This window comes from Flavobacterium sp. N1994 (assembly GCF_025947145.1).
Lineage (GTDB): Bacteria > Bacteroidota > Bacteroidia > Flavobacteriales > Flavobacteriaceae > Flavobacterium.
In genome coordinates this window covers 750,543-772,399 of the sequence record NZ_CP109999.1, presented here as the reverse complement: position 1 = coordinate 772,399, position 21,857 = coordinate 750,543, and the positions used below count along the sequence as shown (strand labels likewise).

Below are 21,857 nucleotides of genomic sequence, written 5' to 3'. Positions count from 1 at the left end.
ACCCTCGAATTGAATAACGATAAAAGAAAGCACAATGTCAAGAGTTTGTGACCTTACAGGTAAAAAAGCGATGGTAGGAAATAATGTTTCTCACGCTATGAACAAAACTAAGAGAAAATTTTCTGTTAACTTAGTTAAAAAACGTTTCTATCTTGCTGAAGAAGACAGATGGATTACGTTAAGAGTAGCTGCGTCTACAATTAAAACAATCAATAAAAATGGATTGGCTGCTGTTTTGAAAAAAGCAAAAGTTGAAGGATTTATTAAATAATCTAATCCAGTAAAAAAATAAAGTAAGATGGCAAAGAAAGGTAATAGAATACAAGTTATTTTAGAGTGTACTGAGCACAAAGGAACAGGTCTTCCTGGAACTTCTCGTTACATCACAAACAAAAACAAAAAAAATACTCCAGACAGATTAGAGATTAAAAAATTTAATCCAATCTTGAAGAGAATGACAGTTCATAAAGAAATTAAATAATTACGATTTTACTTTTAGTAAAATTTCAAAATATACTTGAATCATGGCAAAAAAGACCGTTGCAACGTTACAAACAGCTTCAAAAAGATTAACCAAAGCAATCAAAATGGTTAAGTCTCCAAAAACAGGTGCTTACACTTTCGTTGAAAGTATTATGACACCAGAAGAAGTAGATAGTTTCCTTAAAAAGAACTAATTTAACAAACTCATTATATCAAAGCTACTTTCGTTCGGAAGTAGCTTTTTTATTTTTATATTTGCCCAACAATTTTTGAATTTTCAATCTAGTACCATGAGTTTTTTCAAAAGAATATTTTCATCCGAAAAAAAAGAAACCTTAGACAAAGGTTTGGAACAAACTAAAACTTCGTTTTTTTCAAAACTTACTAAAGCTGTAGCTGGTAAATCAAAGGTTGACGATGAGGTTTTAGATAATCTGGAAGAAGTGCTTGTTTCTTCTGACGTTGGTGTTAATACCACACTTAAAATTATCCAAAGAATTGAAGATCGTGTGTCCAATGACAAATACATGGGGACTGATGAACTTAATCAAATCCTTCGAGAAGAAATAGCTGGACTTTTATCAGAAACTAAATCAGGTGAAGAAACGGAATTCGTTATTCCACCCAATAAAAAGCCTTATGTTATTATGGTTGTTGGTGTTAATGGGGTTGGAAAAACAACTACTATCGGAAAATTAGCTTACCAATTTAAAAAAGCAGGTTATAAAGTGGTCTTAGGTGCTGCAGATACTTTCCGTGCTGCTGCTATTGACCAACTTCAAATTTGGGCAGACAGAGTAGGTGTGCCTATTGTAAAACAACAAATGGGTAGTGACCCAGCATCCGTAGCTTTTGATACTTTACAAAGCGCTGTAACTCAAAATGCCGATATTGTTATAATTGACACAGCAGGTCGTTTGCACAACAAAGTAAACTTAATGAACGAGTTAACTAAAGTAAAACGTGTCATGCAAAAAGTAGTCGAAGATGCGCCACATGATGTGTTATTAGTTTTGGATGGATCTACAGGTCAAAATGCTTTTGAACAAGCCAAACAATTTACGGCTGCAACAGAGGTTTCTTGCCTTGCAGTAACCAAGTTAGACGGAACTGCCAAAGGGGGTGTTGTAATTGGAATTTCAGATCAATTTCAAATACCAGTTAAATATATTGGAGTAGGTGAAGGTATCGAAGATTTACAAGTGTTTAATAAAATTGAATTTGTAGACTCTTTTTTTAAATAGAAAATTATGAATAAAGTTATATCTTTTTTTAAAGAATCATCCGCATTAAAATTAATAGCCATTAGCATCGGAATTGCCGCTCTAAGCTATTTTTTGGAAAAACCTTTACCGAGTATTTTTTTAGGACTTAGATTATTTTCTTTTATCTTATTTGTTTACGCTGTACTCAAGTATTTCAATAAGAAATAATTATTGGTACAAAGCACTAATCTTTGTCCAAAGTGTAGCATCAAAATCAGAAAGTGCCAAGTTTGCACTATCAGCAGCATCACCCATTCTGATGACTACCATATTTTTACTTGGAATCACATAAATTTTCTGATCATTTTTTCCTAACGCCATAAACATATCGCTAGGTCCTGATGGAATAATGCTTCCGGGAAATTCCAATTGGGATTGAGGTAAATGGTAACTTGCTTTACCATTCAACCACCACAAATAGCCATAGCTTAAGTTGATATTTTGAGAAGTTGTAGTTGCTTGATTAAAATAGGTTTCATTAAGAATCTGAGTACCATTCCATTTTCCTTTATTCAATGCCATTAGACCAAAGCGTGCCATACTTCTTGTAGTACTCCAATACACAACATTATTTCCTGACTGAATCCAAGTACCATTCATTCCTAATTTATCTCTTAATTTAGTATTAAAATAATTACTCCAAGTTTGTCCAGTAGCATTAGCAATAACATCTTGAAGTTTGACATACACATTGCTATAGGCCCATCGTGTTCCAGCATCTGCTTTATAGTTCAAGCTCGATGGAGTAACATCATCGCTATATACACCACCAACATAATCATCAATTCCAGAAGTCATCGAAAGTAGATTTTTACAAGTAATTAAATTTTCTTGTGTCAGATTTTCGTTAGTCCACCCAGTTCCAATATAATCTGAAACTTTATTATTGATATTTAAATAACCTTCTTGTTGAGCAATTCCTGTCATGGTTGAAGTTAATGTTTTTCCAGCACTAGCCCAATACCAATTGGTTGTAGCCGAATGGCCATTGAAGTAATTTTCCATCACAATTCTTCCGTTAACCAAAATCATAAAAGATTTAGAATTTTTCAATTCCAAGTAATCTAAAAGTGGTTGTACAGCATTTTGATTCCAACCTAAATCTGTAATGGCTTTGGTATTCCAAGTATTACTGCCGTCGTTAGGAGGGAAGTACATAGTTTCTTCGGTAGTGGTGCTAACTTCATTACCATAAGCTGTTCCTTTGCTATTGGTGGCATAAGCTCTAATGTAGTATATAGTATTTGGTGTAAGTCCAGTAATATTGGAAGTAAATGTTCCGACACCAGTTCCGTCTGTTGTTTTAGTATCAAGTATCGTAGGATTATGATTGGTGCTCCAACAAACACCTTTTTGTGAGATAGTTGCGCCTCCGTCATTAGTAATATTTCCACCACTTGTAATTGTCGTTGATGTTGTTCCGCTGGTAGCTGTTGTTGTTACTGTGGCTAAAGCTATAGCTGAATCTGAAGAGGAATCAGAACTACAACTGGCAACTAAAAATAAAAGAATTGGGAAGAAGTATATTTTTTTCATAAAAAAAAGATTTGCCTTTGGACTTTAAAGGTATAAAAAAGTTTAATGTTGATAATATTAATTTCTAAATCTCATGAGTTTATAAATTTTATAAATTAAATTTGTAACACTACAAATCAGAAGTTCTAGCGATGAAAAAAGTAAGTATATTGATTGTTTTTTTTGCATTGATTTCTTGTCATTCTTCTATTAACAAAGAGGACATCAAAAAGATTAACGGCTATTGGGAAATTCAAAAAGTGACTCTAGCAACGGGAGAAAAAAAAGATTTTAAAGTCAATGAAACTATTGATTATTTTGAACTAAATGGCAATGAAGGCTTTCGCCAAAAAGTAATGCCTCAATTTGACGGTAAGTTCAAGACGAATGATATCAAAGAACAAATCAAGATTGTAGAGAATAGTAATACTTTTTCTATTGAATATAAAACTAATTATGGAAAATGGAAAGAGGAAATCATAAGCATTCAAGATTCGATTTTAGTTTTGAAAAATGAAGATAATGTATCTTATACCTATAAAAAATTCAAACCATTCAATTTTAAATAATGGCTAAACGACTCAGCAACGAAAGTTCTATAGGAGATGTTATAAAACAGTTTATTGAAAAAAATAAACTCCAAGCTGGTATGGATAAAATTGATGTAGCTGAAGCTTGGAAATCGCTTATGGGAAATGGTGTCAATAGCTATACTAAAGAAGTTTTATTAAAAGGAACTACGCTTTATGTTTCACTAACATCTGCAGTATTAAGAGAAGAGTTAAGTTATGGCAAACAGAAAATTATTAAAATGATTAACGAAGAAATAGGAAAAGAAGTTATCAAAGAAGTGATCCTTCGTTAAGTATTGATTTCTAAATCTTTGATATAATCTTCGTGTTCAAAAAAGAAGTATTCAAAAGCACTCATTGTTTCATTAAAAAAAGCAAATATAGTTTCCCAATCTGTTTTTTTATTCAAACTAATCCCCAATTTTTCTACCCAAATTCTACTAATCACTTTACCATTTTCAAGATAAAAATTTCGCTCTAAAATAGCTTCTGGGAGATACTCTTCTAATAAAATTGTTTTTAAAGATTCAATTTTTTCAAAATAGATTTTACGTTTTTCTTCATCTTTGGGTTCAATATCTAGTAACACTTGAGCCTTTTTATTATCGATATAAAATTTGAATGTGACATCTTTAATTTTGGTATCATAAAGCAACCATTTTCGAGGGTAAGCCGAAGCAAATGCTGTCCAAAATTCTTTTTTTATTACGAGTGCTTCTTCTTTACTATACATTTTATTGAGTTAAATATTGGTGTGCTTTGATTTTTTAAGGTAACTTTATATTCCTAAACTATATCTCATGCATTTTGACGAGTTCTTAAAATACACGCCAAAAATACTAAATGTCGAGCTTCCGGCAACGAATGCTCACGTAAAAATGGCACCTTCCAATAGAGTTGAATTGCTTAAAAACATCAATCTTGAAGAAATAAGCCCAAAGAAAGCCGCAGTAATGATGCTTTTTTATCCTAAAAAAACCCAAACTCATTTAGCTTTAATTCTCCGAACATCTTATAACGGCGTGCATTCTTCTCAAATTGCTTTTCCAGGAGGTAAAGTAGAACCCGAAGATTTGAATCTAAGCGAAACGGCCATCAGAGAAACTCATGAAGAAATTGGTGTTCATCCTAGCCATATTAATGTAATTAGAGCCTTTACAGAAGTATATATTCCGCCAAGTAATTTTATGGTGTATCCTTTTATGGGCTTCAGTAAATCAGAATTAGAGTTTGCTTTGCAAGAAGATGAAGTAGCTGGAATTGTTGAGTTGCCCTTGGTTGATTTTTTGAATGATAAAAATGTGGTAACTAACACCATGAAAACTTCTTATGCTGGTGATATTGAAGTACCTGGTTTTAAAGTAGAGCAGCATTTTATATGGGGAGCCACTGCCATGATGATGAGTGAACTGAAAGAAACATTAAAAATGATTTTGTAAAGAGTATTTTTTATAGATTTGCCTTCCTAATAAAAATTTAATTATGGGATTGTTTGAAAGAAATCCTTTTGGTCATATACTTTTTATCAAAAAATGGTTAATCCGAATTTTTGGTATTATCACTCACAGAAGATACCGTGGATTTAACGAATTGCATATTGAAGGCTCAGAAATTATCAAAGCCTTACCAGATAAAAACGTGTTGTTTATATCTAATCATCAGACGTATTTTGCTGATGTTGTAGCCATGTTTCATGTATTTAATGCTAGTCTTTCAGGAAGACATGATTCTATAAAAAACGTGGGGTATTTGTGGCAACCTAAAATGAATATTTACTATGTTGCTGCTAGTGAGACTATGAAATCAGGATTATTACCAAGAATTTTAGCGTATGTAGGTTCTATTTCTGTAGAAAGAACTTGGCGTGCCGGTGGAAAAGATGTGGAAGAAAAAAGAGAAGTCAATCCAAACGATACAGAGAATATAAGAATTGCATTAGAAGACGGCTGGGTCATTACTTTTCCGCAAGGAACTACCAAGTCCTTCAAACCAGTTCGTAAAGGAACAGCACATATTATCAAACAATATAAACCTATTGTAGTACCGATTGTGATTGATGGTTTCAGACGTTCTTTTGACAAAAAAGGATTGAGAATGAAAAAGAAAAATATCCTACAATCATTTATAGTTAAAGAACCTTTGGAAATTGATTATGAAAATGAAACCATTGAACAAATAGTAGAAAAAGTAGCCTACGCAATAGAACAACATCCTTCTTTTTTAAATGTGATTCCAGCAGAGGAAATTGAAGAACAGGAACGATTAAACAGGCTTAGAAAATGGAATGTTGATAAACAAGAAATTTTATCATAAGAATGTATTTTTGTAAATCCAATCGTAGTAAATATTAATACTACTTCTTTGACTTTAAAAATTAAATAATTCAAGAAACGTAATTAGCTATTGAAGGTATTTTAATTTAATCTGTTCTATATTTTCTTTTCCAAGTGGTTTACTTAAAAAACCAGTTACTAATTCATTTTTTTTAGCTCTTTCTTCATCCTCTGGGTTGATACTAGAACTTAAGATATATATATTAAAATTTAAATTAATATTGTTTTTGACTTTTGACAGATTTTCCAGAAATTCCCATCCATTCATAATTGGCATATTTAAATCTAGAAAAATAATAACTATTTCCTCACCATTTACATTATTATTAATTTCAATTAATGAAGCTAAACCTTCTTTACCATTTTTAGAAATAAGGATGCTTTTAGAAATATCTATTTTCTGTAGCAACCTATTGTGATAATAATTGATAGTTAAATCATCATCTATTAATAAAACGGTGTTGATTTTAATTGACATCTTATATTTTTTTTGAAATTGTAAAATAAAAAATACTTCCCTCCCCTAAGGTAGATTCAGCCCATATTTCGCCATTATGTAATTCTACAATCCTTTTACAATGAGCTAAACCAATTCCAAATCCATTATATTCATCTTGATTGTGAAGTCTTCTATACATTATGAATATTTCGTTCAAATCTTTTTTTGGAATACCTATACCGTTATCCTCTATTTTGAATAACCAATCTTCTACTCTTTCTTCACAAGAAATTGTTATTGTAGGTTGTTGGTCATTTTTAGTAAATTTTATGCTGTTGCTAATTAAATTTTGGAAAAGTAAACTAATATTTAAAGGACAGCAATACACTGTTGGTAATTCGTTGATTTTAATTTCAGCCTTATGCAATTTTATTTTATCATTTAAATTTTCTATAACTTCTTGTAAAATAATCACAATATTAGCATGAGATAAGTTTTCTGAAGTATTAATTCTAGTATATTGTAGTAAACCTGCAATTAGAGAACGCATTCTAGTGGCAGATTTATTGATGAATTGTAAAAACAACTTTCCTTCTTCATCTAATTTATCCGAGTATTCTTCCTCTAACAGATTTGAATAACCAATTAAAGATATTAAAGGTTCTTGAAGATCATGCGAAGCGATGTAATTGAATTGTTCAAGAGATTTGTTTTGCTTAAGTAAAGCTTTATTTTTAATTTCAACTTCTAATTCTTTTGCTTTTTTATTACTAATGTCTCTTACAAAAAGGCAGTAGTGCGTTTTGTTTTCAACTTCATCTATGTTTACGATAGTTAATTCAATTGGAAATTCAACACCATTTTTACGTTTAGCTAGAAACTCTGACCTTTTATGGCTATTACGACTATCGTTTTGCTCAATAAATTTTGCGATATCATTATTAGCATCGATTTCATGCGATAATATCTTACTCAACATATTCTTACCAATAGTTTGATTGGATTTCCAACCAAAAATAGCTTCCGCTTTAGGATTCCAAAAAGTAGTCTTATAGTCTTTATCTATCATAATTACACCATCAAGAGCTGATTTTAAAATTAATTCATTTTCTTTTTCCGCTTCACTTAAATGCAATTGGGCTAATTTCATTTCGGTTATATCCACGCCATATCCTATCATATAGACAAAAATACCATCCACATAGAATGGGAAAAAGCGTCTTAAAATATAGACAGTAGACTCTTCCTTTTTTATGGTGTCAATCCAGTCTACTTGTTCTTTACTTTCTTTGGCCTGATTAAAATAGACTCTTCTTTTTTCGGCCATAGTAGTATCTAACCCTCGGTATTCACAATAATCAAAATCGGTTTTGCCTATCAGCCATCTTCGGAGTTCATCATTAGCAATACCTTTCATGTTTAGAAATAAGTAGCGATGATCTTTATCAAATACAGCTATATCAGCTGGGATGTTTAGTAAAACGGAGTCGTTAAAAGCACGTTTTTGTTTAATTTCAAACTCGGCTTCCTTTTTTTGAGTTATATCTAAAATGATACCGTCAAATTGAAAAATGCCATCTATTAGAATGGGCATTGCGTTGACTTCACACCAAATTATTTTTTCTTCAATAAGTAATCTGCCTATGTAATTAAACTTGGTGAATTGTTCAATAGATTCAAACATTTGATTGTAAAACCCAATGATATCATCCGGATGAATATTAAGTGACGTTTGCCAGTTGGGCTCATTAATTGGTAATTGGAATCCAAATAATTTTTCGAACGAATCACTGACATAGGTAAAATAGGTGCCTTTATTTGAACTGACTTCAAGTTTAAATATAGCGGCTGGTATGTTACGCTCAAAAAGATCTATTTGGTTACTTTTTTCAGCGATTACTAATTTATCTTTAGTAGACTCGCTTATATCACTGTAAATAAGCATGTAGTAATTAACATTGTCAATGCCGTGAAGACAAATCTCAACAGATAAACAAGTATCTAATTCTTTATAAATAAAATTAACTCTCTCTTTTTGCTCCAATTGTATAGTCAAATCTTGCCAATCGGTGGGATTAGAATAGTGCTGAATAATATGCCAAACTTTATATTGGTTAATTTTAGTTCTTGATAGCTTAAACTTTTTATTGGCTTTTTGATTGGAATAAATTAAATCACCATTGTTGTTAAAAACCAAAACACCTTCACTTATATTATCAACAAACTTTTCAAAATGCATTAACCTGTTTTTTAAATAATCTGTTTTTAAGGAGCTGAATTTTGAAACATTAATTTCAGAAGAGGGCATAATATATAGTACACTATTTCCATTTGCTTTATCGTAATAATCAACAGTTACATTCAATAAATGCTTTTTGAAAAATTTATCGCGATAGATAAAAGAGGTTTCATTATTGCTTTTTAAATTATTTAAATTCAGAGACGGAAAAAGTGTTACAATATTTTTTGATGGGAATATGTTAAAGGAAAAATTTAAGAAATTTAATCCTTTAGCATTAATATATAGAATATTTTGATTTTTATCAAGTTGTATTGCGGGTATAGGTAAGTTTTTTATAAAGTTGAGCATGTATTGGGATAATTTTAACTAAAAATAGTTTTAATATTTATTAAATTACTCATTAAATAAAACCATTAACAATTGTTTATCGTCGAAATACATTTTTCTATAGATGAACGTTATAAAGGAACTCAAAATATAAGGAAATTTACTCTTTTGATAGAGTATAACAATAAGCCTATTCTATAGTTAAAAGAAATAAAAAAGCCCCATTTTGGGGCTTTTTTTATTATAAATCTATTTTCTTTAATTCCTTATAATTGGTATTTAATTTTCGGAGTAAGATACCATATAATAAACGGTAGAATAACCAAAACAACCCTACAATTACTACACTCGTTAGAATGACAACCCCCAGAGTAATTAATAAAGTATGGTAGTTGTTTTCGTGAGCAATTTTATCTTTCAATAAGGCCATTTTTGGATTATAAACAAAGGCAATAACAAATCCAGCAATAAGGCTCACTACAATCATAGCTAAATTATACCATACATAATACTGTACAATTTTTCGTGTCTTTAAAATGTCTTGCATCAACTGTTTAGTGGATACTGTAGTCGAAATTTTAATATAGTTTTTATAAAAATTATAGATAAACCATAAAATCACCACATAGTTTAAAAAATTCACTACTTTGAAATACAACATCATGTCTTCGGCATGTAGCTTTTTCATATAATCGTCAGTATTATAACAAATGCTAATAACTGTCCAAAATAAGACTTCAACAACACTAATAATCAAAATCCATTTTACAATAGAGGATGATTTGGTATGCAACATTTTATAAATCTCATTTTCCGAAATCTGCTCAAAATAATGGCTGTCTTTTTGCCAAGCCTTTTTTAATAAATCCAACTCTTCCATAATCCTTAGGGATTTAATATTTTTTTTAATTTTCCTTTTATTCTATTCATTTTAACGCGAGCATTTACCTCGCTAATACCCAATGTTTCTGATATTTCCGTATAATTTTTATCTTCTAAATACAGAAAGACCAACGCTTTTTCAATATCATTTAACTGTTGTACTGCTTGATACATTAACTTAATTTGTTCTTCTTCCTCAAAGTTATAATCCTCTTGTGGTAAGAAATGTTTTTGACCTTCGTAAGAGGATGTGGCAACGGTTCGAGTACTTTTTCTATAAAGTGTAATGGCAGTGTTTAGTGCTACACGATAAGCCCAAGTAGAAAACTTAGATTCTCCTCTAAATTTTGGATAGGCTTTCCATAACTGGATGGTAACTTCTTGGAATAAATCTTTATGCGCATCGTCATCATTGGTATACAACCTACATATCTTGTGAATGATATTTTGGTTATCCTTTAATTGTTTTACAAAAGATTGCTCTAAATTGCTACTCATAGTCTCGTTAGTAAAGAAATAACAAGTTTTGTTACAATGGTAAAACTACATTTTTTTAGAATAGGATTTCAAGTTTCTAATTTCCCTATCTTTGCGGTTCAAAATTCGATACATTTAAAATGGAAATAGGACATTACAATACTCTTACTATAGCACGCGAAACCAAAGTTGGACTTTTTCTAACCGATGGTACAGCTGATGTTTTACTCCCTTTAAAATATGTTCCAAAAGAATATAGCATTGGTGATGAACTAATTGTATTTGTGTATCTTGACCATGAAGAAAGACCAGTAGCTACTACATTAGAACCTTATATTTTATTGGATGAATTTGGATTGCTCCGCGTTAATTATGTCAACAATATTGGTGCTTTTTTAGATTGGGGATTGGAAAAAGATATTCTAGTTCCGTTTAAAGAGCAAGCGCGTCCTATGGAAAAAGGAAAACGCTATTTAGTTTTTGCTTACATGGATGAAAAGACCAATCGTATTGTGGCTTCTAGCAAGACTAATCAGTTTTTGAGCAATGAAAATCTGACGGTAGCTGTTGGAGATGAAGTAGATCTAATCATTTCTCATATCACCGATATAGGAATCAATGTGATCATTAACGATATTCACAAAGGACTTTTGTATAAAGACCAAGTTTACGATGATATCCGAACTGGAGACAGAATGAAGGGTTTCATCAAAACCATCAGACCTGATCATAAAATAGATGTTTCGTTGCAAAAACAAGGTTATGAAAACATCGAACCTAATGCAGAGAAAATCTTAAGCGAACTTAGAGCAAGCAGAGGGTTTTTACGTTTGAATGATGCTAGTAATCCGGAAGACATTAAAACCGTTTTAAAGATGAGCAAAAAGACCTTTAAGAAAGCCATAGGATCACTTTACAAAGACAAACTCATCGAAATAAAAGAAGACGGAATTTATTTAATTAAAGAATAATTATTCTGCACCTTCAGGTTCCGTTCCTTCTGGTAATGGAGTTTCTATAGCTGTTTTCTTTTTATAAAAAAGACTACTTACCATACTTAAAGTAGAATAGGGTCTGTTAGAATACTTATTTCCTAAACAAACTACAGTAACCGTATCTTTTTTCACTGGTACAAACGAAGTATTATTACCATGCCACCATCCATTATGATAAATCATTTTTTCTCCAGTAGGAGGTAAGAAGCGCATCCGCATTCCTAAGCCATAATCCTTTATTGGTTTTGCTACATGACCCGCACTGTAACCGAAATAGGCTTGTTGCAACAGTTCTGGATTGATGAAATCTGAAGAATAAGTCCCTAAATCAAATTTCACTAAGTCTCTTGGAGTGGAATAAATATTTTTATCGCCATACAATGCATCAAATTGATCCCACGGAAAAATAGTATTACCTCTATAGGATTTAGAAGCGGTGTCTCTATCGGTTTCATAATTGAAGACGTAAGTGTTTTTCATTCCCAAAGGTTTGAAAACTAATTCCTGCATCGCTTGACGATAATTTAAACCTGTAGCTTTTTCAATGATTAGTGCCAAAATCACATAGTTGGTATTGCAATAATCAAAATGGGTATCATCAGGGGTTTTTAATCTGAATTTGTTGGCTACTAGTAAATTAAAAATATCTTGGTTCGTAAGTATTTTGCGTCTATCCCATCTCTTTTTCATCAAAGCCGGAAAGTTAGCATAATGTTGTATACCACTTCTGTGATTTAATAAAGTTCGGATCGTGGTCTCCTTATAAGGGAATTTAGGCAACCAGTCGGTTACTTTTTCATCCAGCATTAGATTATCTTGTTGTACTAATCTTAATACCGCCATGCAAGTCAATACTTTACTAACGGATGCCAAATGAATAGGAGTGGTAGCATCAATCTTTTGTCCCGTTTTTACATTAGCATATCCTTTATAATCTTCGTAAAGTACTCGGCCATTTTTCACCACAATGAAGCCACCACTATAGTAAGGAGAATTAATGTTTTTATTGTAAAATGAATCAATTTTGCGTCTTTTCTCATTGATATAAGCCTCTGATACTGGTCCCATTTTTATAGGATAGGTGGAAGCTACATGCAAACTGTCATCTGGATTTTTGTGAATATCAGTAATCAAATCATGACTGCTTTTTCCATTAGAAAAATAGCAGAACACAGAGATTAGAAAGGTAATTAGGGTAAACTTCATAACAATAATAAGTATACAATAATACCAATATTTAAGCGAAATAATTTATTATATTTTCTAAAAGTTTTACACTAGTTATTAAAAATTATAAACCTGACCATTTTTTTAATACTAGTCAGGTTTAAGGGCAAAAAAGCAAGAATGTTTAGCGGTTATTTTAAAATGCTACTTTTATAGGAAGGGTGTATAAGGTTCTCACTTTTTCACCATCTTTAACCCCAGGAGACCATTTTATTCTTAAAGCTCTCAGTACTCTAATAGCTTCTTTTTCTAAGTTTTTATCAGTACTTCGCAATACCTTAATGTCCGTCATACTGCCATCTTTTTCTATTATAAATGACATGATAACACTAACAGAAATGCTACTATCAATTTCCGATTTATCAATGCTATTCCCTACATATTCATAGAATTTTTTCATTCCTTCTGGGTATTCTGGAAGCCGGTCTAATTCATATGTTTTTACAGGATTATTTCCACCTCCAGCAGCGGGTTTTGTAATTGTTGTCACACTAGATGTACTTCCTGAAGTATTAGTAGATGTTACGCCAGTGTCTGTCCCATCCGTTTTAGTGTCCGATGAATTGTCTTTTAATTCTTTATTAGATTTAATAGCATCTGGATTGTCTTCAGCTTTAACAAGAGTAGGATGTACTAAATCTTTTTTATCGATTTTCTTGGTTTCCTCTTCTTTCTTTAAAGGCGCCACAGCTTCTTTTTTAGGCTCTTCATCTTTAGGTGTATTATAATCAGAAAGAGTGATTACAACGCCATTATCATCAATAGGGGCGACATCAGGTTGGTTTCCAAAAGAAGAAAATAACATCCATGAACCCAGTAAGGTTAGGATAAATAATATCCCCACAAATAAGGCTAACAATGAAGTTCGAGAGTTTTCCTGGCGTAACTGATACGCTCCGTAAAGTTTGTTCTTGTCTTCAAAAACTAGATCGATCCAGTTTTTTTCATAAATACTAACGTTTGACATAATTAATTGTTTTTGAGTTAGGTATTTATGTTACATAGTGGTGCGATTTTAGTATATAACGCAATAAATTATCAAATAGTATATGATTTATTAGTTTTTTTTCAAAAAAAAGTAAAAATACTACCGCCATGTACTGTAAATTTTTCTAAACAGGGCAAACTACTACCGCCATGTGCTCTAAATTCTTCAAAACAGAGCCTACTACTGCCGCAATGTGCTCTAAATTCTTCAAAACAGGGCCTACTGCTGCCGCCATGTGCTCTAAATTCTTCAAAACAGGACATACTACTGCCGCCATGTGCTCTAAAACATAGGTAACAGGGCTAGTTACTGTAGTAACTAGTTCTTAAATAATAGGAATAGTGAAAAAAATGGAAATTAGGGTTTGCTTTCAATAATTTCTGCCAGTAGTTTTTTGGCACGAAGCAATTTGATTTTCACGTTACTCAAAGGTTCCCCTAATTGGTCGGCTATTTCTTGATAACTCATTTCCTGGAAATAGCGAAGTTGGATTACTTCTTGATAATGGGGTTTCAATTCTTTGATAAATCGCAATAGTCGAGACAAATTTTGCTCTGTTATCAAAGCGTCTTCTATAGAGGGTGTAGTATCGGCAACATTGTAAGCTTGTTGGTCTTCTTCATCCGTGATTTCTACAAAATGAGTCGATTTCTTTTTACGAAGTAAATCGATATGCACATTTTTGGCAATGGCAATCAACCAAGTATTGAATTGAAATTCGGGGTTATAAGTAGCAATTTTGTCAAAGGCTTTAGAAAAAGTTTCAATGGTAATGTCTTCAGCATCCGTTTCGTTTTCGGTGCGTTTTAGCATAAAGCCATAGACTTCATTCCAGTAATGGTCGAGCAGATATGTAAAGGCCGATTGGTCTCCTTTTTTGGCTTTTTCTATGTAGGGGTTTATTTCCAATGTACTGGCTTTGAAAAAGTATTGGTAATAAAGACGTTCAGTTGCACTAAAACTAGCACAATTTCAATTATGGGAAACCAATACATTACGTCTTTTTCTTTAAGTTTTCCTGCTGCAAATCCCATCGCAATCCAAGCAAAAATATAACGGAACCCAATGATGCTCACCACCGCTATCCACTGGAATTGGAAGGCTAACAAAAGGATAGGCAATGCTAAAAACAGTAATTGCGTAACATAGAATATACCCAATTGGTTTTGGTCAAATAATTTATAATGTTTGGCTGTAGATACATGGCGACGTTTTTGTTTAAACCAATCTTTAAAAGAAGTTTTTGGTTTGGAATAAGTAAAACTATCTGGCAAATAACATACAGTAGTATTCTTAGCGTCAGCTGCTTGATTGATAAATAAATCATCATCTCCTGAACGGATTTTCATGTGATCCATAAAGCCACGAACCTTGAAAAACTCCTCTCTTTTGTATGCCATATTACGCCCAACACCCATATATGGTTTGCCTAATTTAGCCCATGCAAAGTATTGCGTAGCCGTTAGTAAAGTTTCAAAACGGATGATTTTATTAAGGAACGAACCAGCAATTCTTTCATAAGCACCGTATCCTAAAACAATAGTCTTTTCAACGGTAAATTGCGAACTCATATTGCTAATCCAATCCTTTGAAGATGGAAGACAATCAGCATCAGTAAATAATAAATATTCATTTTTGGCTGCTTTGATACCCAGCGTTAGTGCATATTTTTTGTTACCCCAAAAAGCTTCGTTGTTTTCTACTTTTACCAATTTGATATTGGAATGCAGTTTTTCAAATTCTTCAAATATCTCTAAAGTATTATCGCTTGAGGCATCGTCAATTAAAACGATTTCAAATTGTGGATAGTCTTGTGCTACCAAAAGTGGAATAAGGGTTCTAACATTTTCCTCTTCGTTTTTGGCACAAACAATTACGGATATTGGAATTCTTTTTGGTGTAGCCGATTGAGGTTTAGCAAATGAAAATTTGCCAAAAACAACAATGTAGTACAGGAATTGAACAATAACAACGGCGATAAATAAACAAAAAACAGATAGTAACATAGTGCTTTTTCAACTTTTAAAAAGGTCTGCAAATGTACAAAATCAAATATGAAATTTTGATGAAGAAAGAGGAAATTTTACAGCCGTTATTTTCTGTTTTTTTTCATCTCTTTTGCCACTTCAATGGATTGAAAATCATTAGAATTTTCCAGTTTTGAAATGATATTTTGGTAGTTTTTGTCGTCTCGATTTTGAGATAATTTTTTCTTAGCTTCAATAGCGGTTATTTCAATTTCAAAGCCAATAATTCCTCGTGCTTGAAGCATAGTTTTTTTGGACAGTTCTTCTACACGAATGGGTTTCTCTGATTTGGCTTCGTATTTGTCTACTAGTTTTTTTAAGTCGGCCACAGTTTCTTCCAAAGAATGAATGGTTAGTTTTCCGTAAACATGAACTGCTAAATAATTCCATGTAGGTACATTTTCATGGTCGTACCAAGAAGAAGAAATATAGGAATGAGCTCCCGAAAAAACGATGAGAACTTCATCATTGGTTTTAAAGCTTTCCGCTTGGGGGTTTTCTTTAGAGAGGTGTCCGACTAAAATTTGCTTCCCATTTTGCTCTTCCAAAACTAAGGGTATGTGAGTCGCCCAAAGCTTTCCATTGGTTTGATTGATCAGAATCCCAAACCCATTTTGATGGATGAAGTTTTGAATGTCTTCCTGGTTTTCGTTTTTATAAAGTTTTGGAATGTACATGATAATTACGAATAGTTGAGATTAGATCACATTCACCTCTGCTTCAATAGCAATACCAAATTCCTTTAAAATAGTGGCTTGTATATCTTTTGAAACATTTAGAATTTCTTGTCCAGTAGCATTACCATAATTGACTAATACTAAAGCTTGGTTTTTATGAATACCGGCATCACCAAAACGTTTTCCTTTGAAACCTGCTTTTTCAATAAGCCAACCTGCAGGAACTTTCACTTCGGTTTCTGAAATTACATAATGTGGCATTTCTGGATGTAAAGCTTTAATCTTATCGTAATCCGTTTTTGATATGATTGGATTTTTAAAGAAACTACCACTGTTTCCTAACTCTTTCGGGTCAGGCAATTTGCTTTGTCGAATGGCAATCACAGCATTGGAAACATCTTTAAGAGTAGGAGTAGTCACGTTTTGTTTTTCTAGTTCCTTGGTAATATCTCCGTAGGAAGTATTGATTTTATGATGGCGTTTCGTCAGTTTAAAAACTACCGATGTAATAATGAATTGGTCCTTAGCTTCATGTTTGAAAACACTTTCTCTATATCCAAAATGACAGTCGGATTTGCTAAACGTTTTCATGTCTTGGGTTGCCATATTCATAGCCTCGCAAGAAACAAAAGTATCTTTGATTTCAGTGCCATAAGCTCCAATATTCTGAACTGGAGTAGTACCCACATTGCCCGGAATAAGGGACATGTTTTCTAATCCACCAAAGTTTTGATTGATGGTCCAAAGTACAAATTCGTGCCAATTTTCACCGGCCATGCTTTCTACCCAAACATAATCCTCATCTTCTTTTAGTATTTTTTTGCCTTTCAAATCAACATGAATCACTAACGCCTGAATATCTTGTGTTAACAGCATATTGCTTCCACCACCTAAAACAAATTTGGTTTCCGATTTGTTTTCTTGTAAAACAGTCTTTAACTCAGCTACAGTATGTACTGCTACAAATTGTTTGGCTTTGGCTTCAATACCGAAAGTGTTGTATTTTTTTAAAGAGAAATTAGGTTGGATATTCATATAGTACTAATAATTACTTCATACAAAAGTAGGTAAACAAATTAACTGAATTTTTTAAAATAGTTTTTGTACCAAATATGCAACATGAAAATAGGCATAATGTAAGGCATCAATTTACTATTTCCTTGACGCAATTCGGCTACCAATTTTTTTCCATCAAGGTTTTCTAAAAAAGACATCTCAAATATGGGACTTATGGCAAAAGCATCTAATTCTTCTTTAAATGCAGGGTATTCCATCAGATAACTATACCAAGGCGCACTCAAACCAATCTTTCTAAAATTGATTATTTCAGGAGGAAGTAAGTTTTTCATCGTTTCTTTGAGGATGAATTTTCCTTTCTTTCCTTTAAAGAACCAATCGTCCTCTAAAGTTCCTAATCCAGCAATCAATCGATAATCTAAATAGGGTTCCCGACATTCTATAGATGTTCCCATGGTGCAACGATCATTTCTATCTAGTAACGAACACATGTAGGTATGTTGGTCAAAATACAATACTTGTCGTTGCGGATTATTAGGATATAATTGTTTAGCCTCTTCCAAAATTTCTTGTCGGTATTGATTAAAAGGAACTTCCTTTCTACCATAAAACGATTTAATATCTTCTGGATATACGTTAGAACCATTGAAAATAACTAAATCATCTACATTGTCAATTTTAGAGTAGCGCATTAATTTGTCATAACGCGGCTTTTTGTTAAACCGTTCCATTAAGCTTAAACCCGAAACTACCTTTAATAAGGAAGGGCTTCTCAAAGCTTTATAACGAACATAACCTCCCATAAGTTCATCGGCACCTTCGCCCGAAAGCAATACTTTTACTTTTGGTTTTGCTATTTTTGAAACCGCTAAAAGATGGGGTTCATTTAAATGCATCAAAGGTTCATCTTGATAATAAGTGGATTCAAGTAAATTTTGATATAATGAATCGTTGTCAAGTTGAGTATTGTTGAAATTATAATGGTATTCCTCGGTAATTTTTTTGGCTAAAAAGGATTCGTTGTGTTCATCTTCTGCAAATCCAATATTAAACGTGTTGATGTTTTTATAATCCTGATGGTAAAGAGACGATAATATGGAACAAGAATCTAAACCACCACTTAATAGCACTCCAACAGGAACATCGCTAACCATCCGCAATCTTACCGATTCAAAAAAGGTTTCTTCAAACCAATCTTTAGGGTTTTTAATACTTGGGAAATTTTCAATTTCTGATTTTAGACTCCACCATTTTGTAAAGGTAGTATAGCCATTGTTTTCTAAAACCATATAATGTCCGGGCAACACTTTTTTTACTCGGTTGTACAAGGTGTTTTCACCAGCTACAAATCGATTGAAAAAATATTCATCTAATCCGTTTTCTGAAATTTCTAATGGAACTCCAGCAGTAAAAAGAGCTTTTTGTTCGGAGGCAAAATAAATAGAATTTTGATAAAACGCATAGTACAAAGGTTTTACACCCATTCGGTCTCTAGCCAAAATCAATTTCTTTTCCAATGTATCCCAAATGGCAAAGGCAAACATCCCTTGCAATCGGTGTAAGAAACTCATTCCGTATAGTTCAAACAACAACATCAAAACTTCGGTGTCAGAACCTGTTTTAATGACTAAACCTTTGCTTTTTAATTCGCCATAAAAAGATTTGTAGTTGTAGATTTCACCATTGAAAACCATAATGAATCTCTGGTTCTCTGAAATAAAAGGTTGATGACCAGCGGCACTAGTATCTATAATTGACAAACGTCTGTGGCCTAAACCAAGATTTTCCTGAATATAAAAACCAGCATCATCAGGACCGCGATGTTCAAGTGCATCACGCATTTTTAAGAGTTGATTTTGGTCAACTTTGTCTTGGTTGAACTTTAAAATACCATTAATCCCACACATAGTTATTTTGGGCTTATTTTTTCCATTATTAATTCATGATAGGCTTGGGCAATAGTATTCATATTGATGGTGTAGTTAGCTTTTTCTTCTATGAAAACTCTGTTTTTATTGACTACGGCTTTTCTCCAAACATCTCTTTCAAAAGCACTCATAATTTCTTCTGCTAAAATTTTATAATTTTTACTTGGAATCAATATCCCATTTTCGTGATTTCTGATCCAACTTCTATTGCCAGGTAAATCGGTTACTATTGGAAAACAACCACAGGCCATAGCTTCAAACAAAGATGCTGAAACTCCTTCGGTTATGGGCATACTAATATAGAAATTGGCATTATGAAGTAATTCAGCTACTCTTGTATTAGGTGTTCTTCCTTTAAAAATGACTTCTTTTTCAATATCAAGTTCAATAGCTAATTTTTGAAGGGATTTCAATAAACTTCCATCTCCAACAATTCTAAGGGTAAAAGGAATATTTTTCTTTTTAATTATAGAAAATGCTTTTAAGATAACATCATGTTTGTACTCTGGTTCAAGTGCTCTTGTGACTATAGCATCAATTGATTTTAAATTCTGAGTATCACTAAAGGAGAAGGAATTTAAATTAATTCCCTTAGGTAATTCCAAAACTTTAGTCATATCAACATTACTATTTTCCATGTGGTTAGACATAACTTTACCCCAAGCATGAATTAAATCAGCTTTTTTAAAAGCATAATCTTGAAGCATTTTTTTGAAAGGATATAAAGGCGAATTATGAGGCCAAAGATCGGTAATTCCTTGTTGTGCTATGGCAACTGGTTTTATACCTGTTAAAGCAGCCAAAAAACCGTAGCTAGTCGTTCGTTCAGCAATGACCATATCGGGTTGGAATGATTTTGTAATTTTTCTAATGGTAAAAAAAGCCATTAAAAGTTCTATTAATCGGCTAATTCTACTAAAGCCAATACTACTTTTTTTAAGCTCCCAAGTGACGATTTCAAAATCACCAAATTCTTTAAGACCATTCATCCAAGTGATGGCATCAGCGCGGTAAGTCTCTCCTAAAAAAAGAATTCGTTTTTTTGACATTTTGGTTTAGTCTTCAGTTTCTAAGGCTCTGGTTAAAAAATCATTAAATGGTTTTAAGGCAATTAATTTCTTTGCTACAATTTTACTGAAATCAGCTTCTAAAAAAAGGTTATCTTCTAATTTTTCAGATGCAGTAAAACTTTTGAGTTTTAAAAATTCAATGGCTGGATGATTGGGTTCGAAATCTTTTGGTGCTTTTTTAAGCGTATTATTTTCATCTCGAGTAATAGTTCCAAATTCGGATTTAAACTTGTTATCGTTAACAATGGATTCTAAATCTTCATAAAAATAAGCAATTTCTTTTCTGATTTGTTTCAGTTCATTGGGCTCAGGACACCAGCAACCGCCAGCTATAAAGGAATTTCCTTTTTCAAAATGAATATAATAACCCGGCGCATTTTTACTATTTCTGTTTTGTGACATCCAAACTCCAATATTGGTTTTATAAGGCGATTTGTCTTTTGAAAATCGGATATCTCTGTTAATACGAAAAGTACAATTTTTGACTTCTAAGGGCTCCAACTTTTTGTCTAAAGCTTTCATTTCAGCCAAAACACTGGCAATATAATTATGATAGTCTTTTTTAAAACTTTCATACCTTTTTTTATTGGCATGCATCCAATCGGTATTGTTGTTGGCTACTAAATCTTCTAGAAAAGTAACCGCTTCTTTGGTTATCATATTACAAATGTTTTTTAAGATCTTCTTCTGAAATATACCCTACGTTTCGCCAAACTTCTTTTCCTTTTTCATAAACTATTACAGTTGGTAATCCTTCTAATTTCAATTGTTCAACGATAGTTTTATTCTCATCAGCATCTAATTGAACAATTTTAATTTGGTCTTTTAACTCTCCTTGTAATTTCAAAATATAAGGTTTCATTTTTTGACAAGGCGCACACCATTTAGCATTAAAGTCAATCATCACTTTGTCACTTGATTTAATTAATTCACCAAATTCTTGGTCGCATATGCCAACTATTTTATCACTTGGTTTAGCGTTTCCAGCTGCATTCCATTTCATAATACCTCCATCCAAATTGTATATTTCTTTGAATCCTAATTCGGCTAATTTACTAGCAGCTTGCGCGCTTCTTCCTCCAACTTTACAATACACAAAAATGGGTTTTGTTTTATCATATTGATTAGCTTTGGTTACAAAATCGTTCCCGTTCCAATTCACATTAACCGCATTACCAATATGTTCTGAACTATATTCTTCTGGAGTTCTCACATCTAAAAGTTGAGGGTTTTCAGTTGCTTTCAGTTTTTCGGCAAAGGTTTTTACGTCAATGGTTTGAATGGCTTTTGATGATTGTCCTTGACAACTCAAAAATAAAAAAGGGAGTACTACTAGATAGAGTAATTTTGATTTCATGACTAAAAAATTTGATGTAAAATTACAAATTTGAAT

26 protein-coding genes are annotated in these 21,857 nt (G+C 32.3%); 9 read left to right on the top strand and 17 right to left on the bottom strand.

Going from position 1 to position 21,857, the window contains the following annotated elements; all coding sequences use genetic code 11:
* Window positions 1-34 precede the first annotated feature (34 nt).
* From rpmB to ftsY, 4 genes are all read left to right on the top strand, one after another.
* Window positions 35-271 (top strand): 50S ribosomal protein L28, encoded by a 237-nt coding sequence (gene rpmB / locus OLM53_RS03640; protein ID WP_264521700.1) that lies wholly within the window; start codon window positions 35-37, stop codon window positions 269-271.
* A 27-nt stretch (window positions 272-298) separates the two neighbouring features.
* Complete coding sequence (gene rpmG / locus OLM53_RS03635) at window positions 299-481, top strand: 50S ribosomal protein L33 (protein ID WP_035126304.1); 183 nt, start codon at window positions 299-301, stop codon at window positions 479-481.
* Window positions 482-524: 43 nt separating this feature from the next.
* Window positions 525-677 carry a DUF4295 domain-containing protein gene (locus tag OLM53_RS03630; RefSeq protein WP_162126115.1) on the top strand — a complete coding sequence of 51 codons (153 nt, stop codon included), beginning with the start codon at window positions 525-527 and terminating at the stop codon, window positions 675-677.
* 96 nt (window positions 678-773) lie between these two features.
* On the top strand, window positions 774-1,727 hold the full coding sequence (gene ftsY / locus OLM53_RS03625; RefSeq protein ID WP_264521699.1) for a signal recognition particle-docking protein FtsY: 954 nt from the start codon (window positions 774-776) through the stop codon (window positions 1,725-1,727).
* Between the two features lie 189 nt (window positions 1,728-1,916).
* Here the strand turns inward: ftsY and OLM53_RS03620 are convergent, their stop codons facing one another.
* On the bottom strand, window positions 1,917-2,978 hold the full coding sequence (locus OLM53_RS03620) for a serine hydrolase domain-containing protein (RefSeq protein WP_264522415.1): 1,062 nt from the start codon (window positions 2,976-2,978) through the stop codon (window positions 1,917-1,919).
* Between the two features lie 437 nt (window positions 2,979-3,415).
* On the opposite strand from OLM53_RS03620, the gene OLM53_RS03615 reads away from it, so the two are divergent.
* Together OLM53_RS03615 and OLM53_RS03610 are read left to right on the top strand one after the other, a co-directional pair.
* On the top strand, window positions 3,416-3,832 hold the full coding sequence (locus tag OLM53_RS03615; protein WP_264521698.1) for a lipocalin family protein: 417 nt from the start codon (window positions 3,416-3,418) through the stop codon (window positions 3,830-3,832).
* Window positions 3,832-4,128 carry a DUF721 domain-containing protein gene (locus OLM53_RS03610; RefSeq protein ID WP_264521697.1) on the top strand — a complete coding sequence of 99 codons (297 nt, stop codon included), beginning with the start codon at window positions 3,832-3,834 and terminating at the stop codon, window positions 4,126-4,128. Before OLM53_RS03615 ends, OLM53_RS03610 begins: the two co-directional genes overlap by 1 nt.
* Here the strand turns inward: OLM53_RS03610 and OLM53_RS03605 are convergent.
* Window positions 4,125-4,568, bottom strand: coding sequence for a DUF4268 domain-containing protein (locus OLM53_RS03605; protein ID WP_264521696.1), 444 nt, complete (start codon window positions 4,566-4,568; stop codon window positions 4,125-4,127). The genes OLM53_RS03610 and OLM53_RS03605 overlap by 4 nt on opposite strands.
* Before the next feature lie 67 nt (window positions 4,569-4,635).
* On the opposite strand from OLM53_RS03605, the gene OLM53_RS03600 reads away from it, so the two are divergent.
* Together OLM53_RS03600 and OLM53_RS03595 are read left to right on the top strand one after the other, a co-directional pair.
* On the top strand, window positions 4,636-5,274 hold the full coding sequence (locus OLM53_RS03600; RefSeq protein ID WP_264521695.1) for an NUDIX hydrolase: 639 nt from the start codon (window positions 4,636-4,638) through the stop codon (window positions 5,272-5,274).
* 43 nt (window positions 5,275-5,317) lie between these two features.
* Window positions 5,318-6,148 carry a lysophospholipid acyltransferase family protein gene (locus tag OLM53_RS03595; RefSeq protein WP_264521694.1) on the top strand — a complete coding sequence of 277 codons (831 nt, stop codon included), beginning with the start codon at window positions 5,318-5,320 and terminating at the stop codon, window positions 6,146-6,148.
* Between the two features lie 87 nt (window positions 6,149-6,235).
* Here the strand turns inward: OLM53_RS03595 and OLM53_RS03590 are convergent, their stop codons facing one another.
* From OLM53_RS03590 to OLM53_RS03575, 4 genes are all read right to left on the bottom strand, one after another.
* Entirely contained in the window at window positions 6,236-6,646 is a 411-nt protein-coding gene (locus OLM53_RS03590) for a response regulator (RefSeq protein WP_264521693.1), read from the bottom strand.
* 1 nt (window position 6,647) lies between these two features.
* Window positions 6,648-9,197, bottom strand: a complete 2,550-nt coding sequence (locus tag OLM53_RS03585) for a PAS domain S-box protein (protein ID WP_264521692.1) — start codon at window positions 9,195-9,197, stop codon at window positions 6,648-6,650.
* 220 nt (window positions 9,198-9,417) lie between these two features.
* Window positions 9,418-10,056, bottom strand: a complete 639-nt coding sequence (locus OLM53_RS03580) for a hypothetical protein (protein WP_264521691.1) — start codon at window positions 10,054-10,056, stop codon at window positions 9,418-9,420.
* A 5-nt stretch (window positions 10,057-10,061) separates the two neighbouring features.
* Complete coding sequence (locus OLM53_RS03575; RefSeq protein ID WP_264521690.1) at window positions 10,062-10,556, bottom strand: RNA polymerase sigma factor; 495 nt, start codon at window positions 10,554-10,556, stop codon at window positions 10,062-10,064.
* A 119-nt stretch (window positions 10,557-10,675) separates the two neighbouring features.
* On the opposite strand from OLM53_RS03575, the gene OLM53_RS03570 reads away from it, so the two are divergent.
* Window positions 10,676-11,506: a S1 RNA-binding domain-containing protein gene (locus OLM53_RS03570; protein WP_264521689.1), complete on the top strand. Its 831-nt coding sequence runs from the start codon at window positions 10,676-10,678 to the stop codon at window positions 11,504-11,506.
* Here the strand turns inward: OLM53_RS03570 and OLM53_RS03565 are convergent, their stop codons facing one another.
* From OLM53_RS03565 to OLM53_RS03515, 11 genes are all read right to left on the bottom strand, one after another.
* Window positions 11,507-12,736 carry a serine hydrolase domain-containing protein gene (locus OLM53_RS03565; RefSeq protein WP_264521688.1) on the bottom strand — a complete coding sequence of 410 codons (1,230 nt, stop codon included), beginning with the start codon at window positions 12,734-12,736 and terminating at the stop codon, window positions 11,507-11,509.
* Between the two features lie 157 nt (window positions 12,737-12,893).
* Window positions 12,894-13,724, bottom strand: coding sequence for an energy transducer TonB (locus OLM53_RS03560; RefSeq protein WP_264521687.1), 831 nt, complete (start codon window positions 13,722-13,724; stop codon window positions 12,894-12,896).
* A gap of 145 nt (window positions 13,725-13,869) precedes the next feature.
* Window positions 13,870-14,022, bottom strand: coding sequence for a hypothetical protein (locus OLM53_RS03555; protein WP_264521686.1), 153 nt, complete (start codon window positions 14,020-14,022; stop codon window positions 13,870-13,872).
* An 80-nt stretch (window positions 14,023-14,102) separates the two neighbouring features.
* The gene (locus OLM53_RS03550) at window positions 14,103-14,654 is read right to left on the bottom strand and encodes an RNA polymerase sigma factor (RefSeq protein WP_264521685.1); all 552 of its coding nucleotides are present in this window, start codon (window positions 14,652-14,654) and stop codon (window positions 14,103-14,105) included.
* The gene (locus OLM53_RS03545; RefSeq protein WP_264521684.1) at window positions 14,645-15,751 is read right to left on the bottom strand and encodes a glycosyltransferase; all 1,107 of its coding nucleotides are present in this window, start codon (window positions 15,749-15,751) and stop codon (window positions 14,645-14,647) included. The genes OLM53_RS03550 and OLM53_RS03545 overlap by 10 nt, the downstream gene beginning before the upstream one ends.
* An 86-nt stretch (window positions 15,752-15,837) precedes the next feature.
* Window positions 15,838-16,449: an FMN-binding negative transcriptional regulator gene (locus OLM53_RS03540; protein WP_264521683.1), complete on the bottom strand. Its 612-nt coding sequence runs from the start codon at window positions 16,447-16,449 to the stop codon at window positions 15,838-15,840.
* A gap of 21 nt (window positions 16,450-16,470) precedes the next feature.
* Complete coding sequence (murB, locus tag OLM53_RS03535) at window positions 16,471-17,484, bottom strand: UDP-N-acetylmuramate dehydrogenase (protein ID WP_264521682.1); 1,014 nt, start codon at window positions 17,482-17,484, stop codon at window positions 16,471-16,473.
* A 41-nt stretch (window positions 17,485-17,525) separates the two neighbouring features.
* Window positions 17,526-19,373, bottom strand: coding sequence for an asparagine synthase (glutamine-hydrolyzing) (asnB, locus tag OLM53_RS03530; RefSeq protein WP_264521681.1), 1,848 nt, complete (start codon window positions 19,371-19,373; stop codon window positions 17,526-17,528).
* Between the two features lie 2 nt (window positions 19,374-19,375).
* Entirely contained in the window at window positions 19,376-20,443 is a 1,068-nt protein-coding gene (locus OLM53_RS03525; RefSeq protein WP_264521680.1) for a glycosyltransferase, read from the bottom strand.
* A gap of 6 nt (window positions 20,444-20,449) precedes the next feature.
* Entirely contained in the window at window positions 20,450-21,124 is a 675-nt protein-coding gene (locus tag OLM53_RS03520; RefSeq protein WP_264521679.1) for a DUF2461 domain-containing protein, read from the bottom strand.
* A gap of 1 nt (window position 21,125) precedes the next feature.
* Window positions 21,126-21,821, bottom strand: coding sequence for a rhodanese-like domain-containing protein (locus OLM53_RS03515; RefSeq protein ID WP_264521678.1), 696 nt, complete (start codon window positions 21,819-21,821; stop codon window positions 21,126-21,128).
* Between the last annotated feature and the right edge of the window lie 36 nt (window positions 21,822-21,857).

What these genes read in the sequence shown, in the direction of transcription:
- OLM53_RS03595 (WP_264521694.1), top strand. Translation starts at nt 5,318, where the DNA reads ATGGGATTGTTTGAAAGAAATCCTTTTGGTCATATACTTTTTATCAAA.
- OLM53_RS03520 (WP_264521679.1), bottom strand. Translation starts at nt 21,124, where the DNA reads ATGATAACCAAAGAAGCGGTTACTTTTCTAGAAGATTTAGTAGCCAAC.
- OLM53_RS03540 (WP_264521683.1), bottom strand. Translation starts at nt 16,449, where the DNA reads ATGTACATTCCAAAACTTTATAAAAACGAAAACCAGGAAGACATTCAA.
- rpmB (WP_264521700.1), top strand. Translation starts at nt 35, where the DNA reads ATGTCAAGAGTTTGTGACCTTACAGGTAAAAAAGCGATGGTAGGAAAT.
- OLM53_RS03630 (WP_162126115.1), top strand. Translation starts at nt 525, where the DNA reads ATGGCAAAAAAGACCGTTGCAACGTTACAAACAGCTTCAAAAAGATTA.
- OLM53_RS03605 (WP_264521696.1), bottom strand. Translation starts at nt 4,568, where the DNA reads ATGTATAGTAAAGAAGAAGCACTCGTAATAAAAAAAGAATTTTGGACA.
- OLM53_RS03555 (WP_264521686.1), bottom strand. Translation starts at nt 14,022, where the DNA reads ATGGCGGCAGTAGTATGTCCTGTTTTGAAGAATTTAGAGCACATGGCG.
- OLM53_RS03600 (WP_264521695.1), top strand. Translation starts at nt 4,636, where the DNA reads ATGCATTTTGACGAGTTCTTAAAATACACGCCAAAAATACTAAATGTC.
- OLM53_RS03610 (WP_264521697.1), top strand. Translation starts at nt 3,832, where the DNA reads ATGGCTAAACGACTCAGCAACGAAAGTTCTATAGGAGATGTTATAAAA.
- OLM53_RS03560 (WP_264521687.1), bottom strand. Translation starts at nt 13,724, where the DNA reads ATGTCAAACGTTAGTATTTATGAAAAAAACTGGATCGATCTAGTTTTT.
- OLM53_RS03590 (WP_264521693.1), bottom strand. Translation starts at nt 6,646, where the DNA reads ATGTCAATTAAAATCAACACCGTTTTATTAATAGATGATGATTTAACT.
- asnB (WP_264521681.1), bottom strand. Translation starts at nt 19,373, where the DNA reads ATGTGTGGGATTAATGGTATTTTAAAGTTCAACCAAGACAAAGTTGAC.
- OLM53_RS03580 (WP_264521691.1), bottom strand. Translation starts at nt 10,056, where the DNA reads ATGGAAGAGTTGGATTTATTAAAAAAGGCTTGGCAAAAAGACAGCCAT.
- rpmG (WP_035126304.1), top strand. Translation starts at nt 299, where the DNA reads ATGGCAAAGAAAGGTAATAGAATACAAGTTATTTTAGAGTGTACTGAG.
- OLM53_RS03585 (WP_264521692.1), bottom strand. Translation starts at nt 9,197, where the DNA reads ATGCTCAACTTTATAAAAAACTTACCTATACCCGCAATACAACTTGAT.
- OLM53_RS03615 (WP_264521698.1), top strand. Translation starts at nt 3,416, where the DNA reads ATGAAAAAAGTAAGTATATTGATTGTTTTTTTTGCATTGATTTCTTGT.
- murB (WP_264521682.1), bottom strand. Translation starts at nt 17,484, where the DNA reads ATGAATATCCAACCTAATTTCTCTTTAAAAAAATACAACACTTTCGGT.
- ftsY (WP_264521699.1), top strand. Translation starts at nt 774, where the DNA reads ATGAGTTTTTTCAAAAGAATATTTTCATCCGAAAAAAAAGAAACCTTA.
- OLM53_RS03545 (WP_264521684.1), bottom strand. Translation starts at nt 15,751, where the DNA reads ATGTTACTATCTGTTTTTTGTTTATTTATCGCCGTTGTTATTGTTCAA.
- OLM53_RS03565 (WP_264521688.1), bottom strand. Translation starts at nt 12,736, where the DNA reads ATGAAGTTTACCCTAATTACCTTTCTAATCTCTGTGTTCTGCTATTTT.
- OLM53_RS03575 (WP_264521690.1), bottom strand. Translation starts at nt 10,556, where the DNA reads ATGAGTAGCAATTTAGAGCAATCTTTTGTAAAACAATTAAAGGATAAC.
- OLM53_RS03525 (WP_264521680.1), bottom strand. Translation starts at nt 20,443, where the DNA reads ATGTCAAAAAAACGAATTCTTTTTTTAGGAGAGACTTACCGCGCTGAT.
- OLM53_RS03570 (WP_264521689.1), top strand. Translation starts at nt 10,676, where the DNA reads ATGGAAATAGGACATTACAATACTCTTACTATAGCACGCGAAACCAAA.
- OLM53_RS03515 (WP_264521678.1), bottom strand. Translation starts at nt 21,821, where the DNA reads ATGAAATCAAAATTACTCTATCTAGTAGTACTCCCTTTTTTATTTTTG.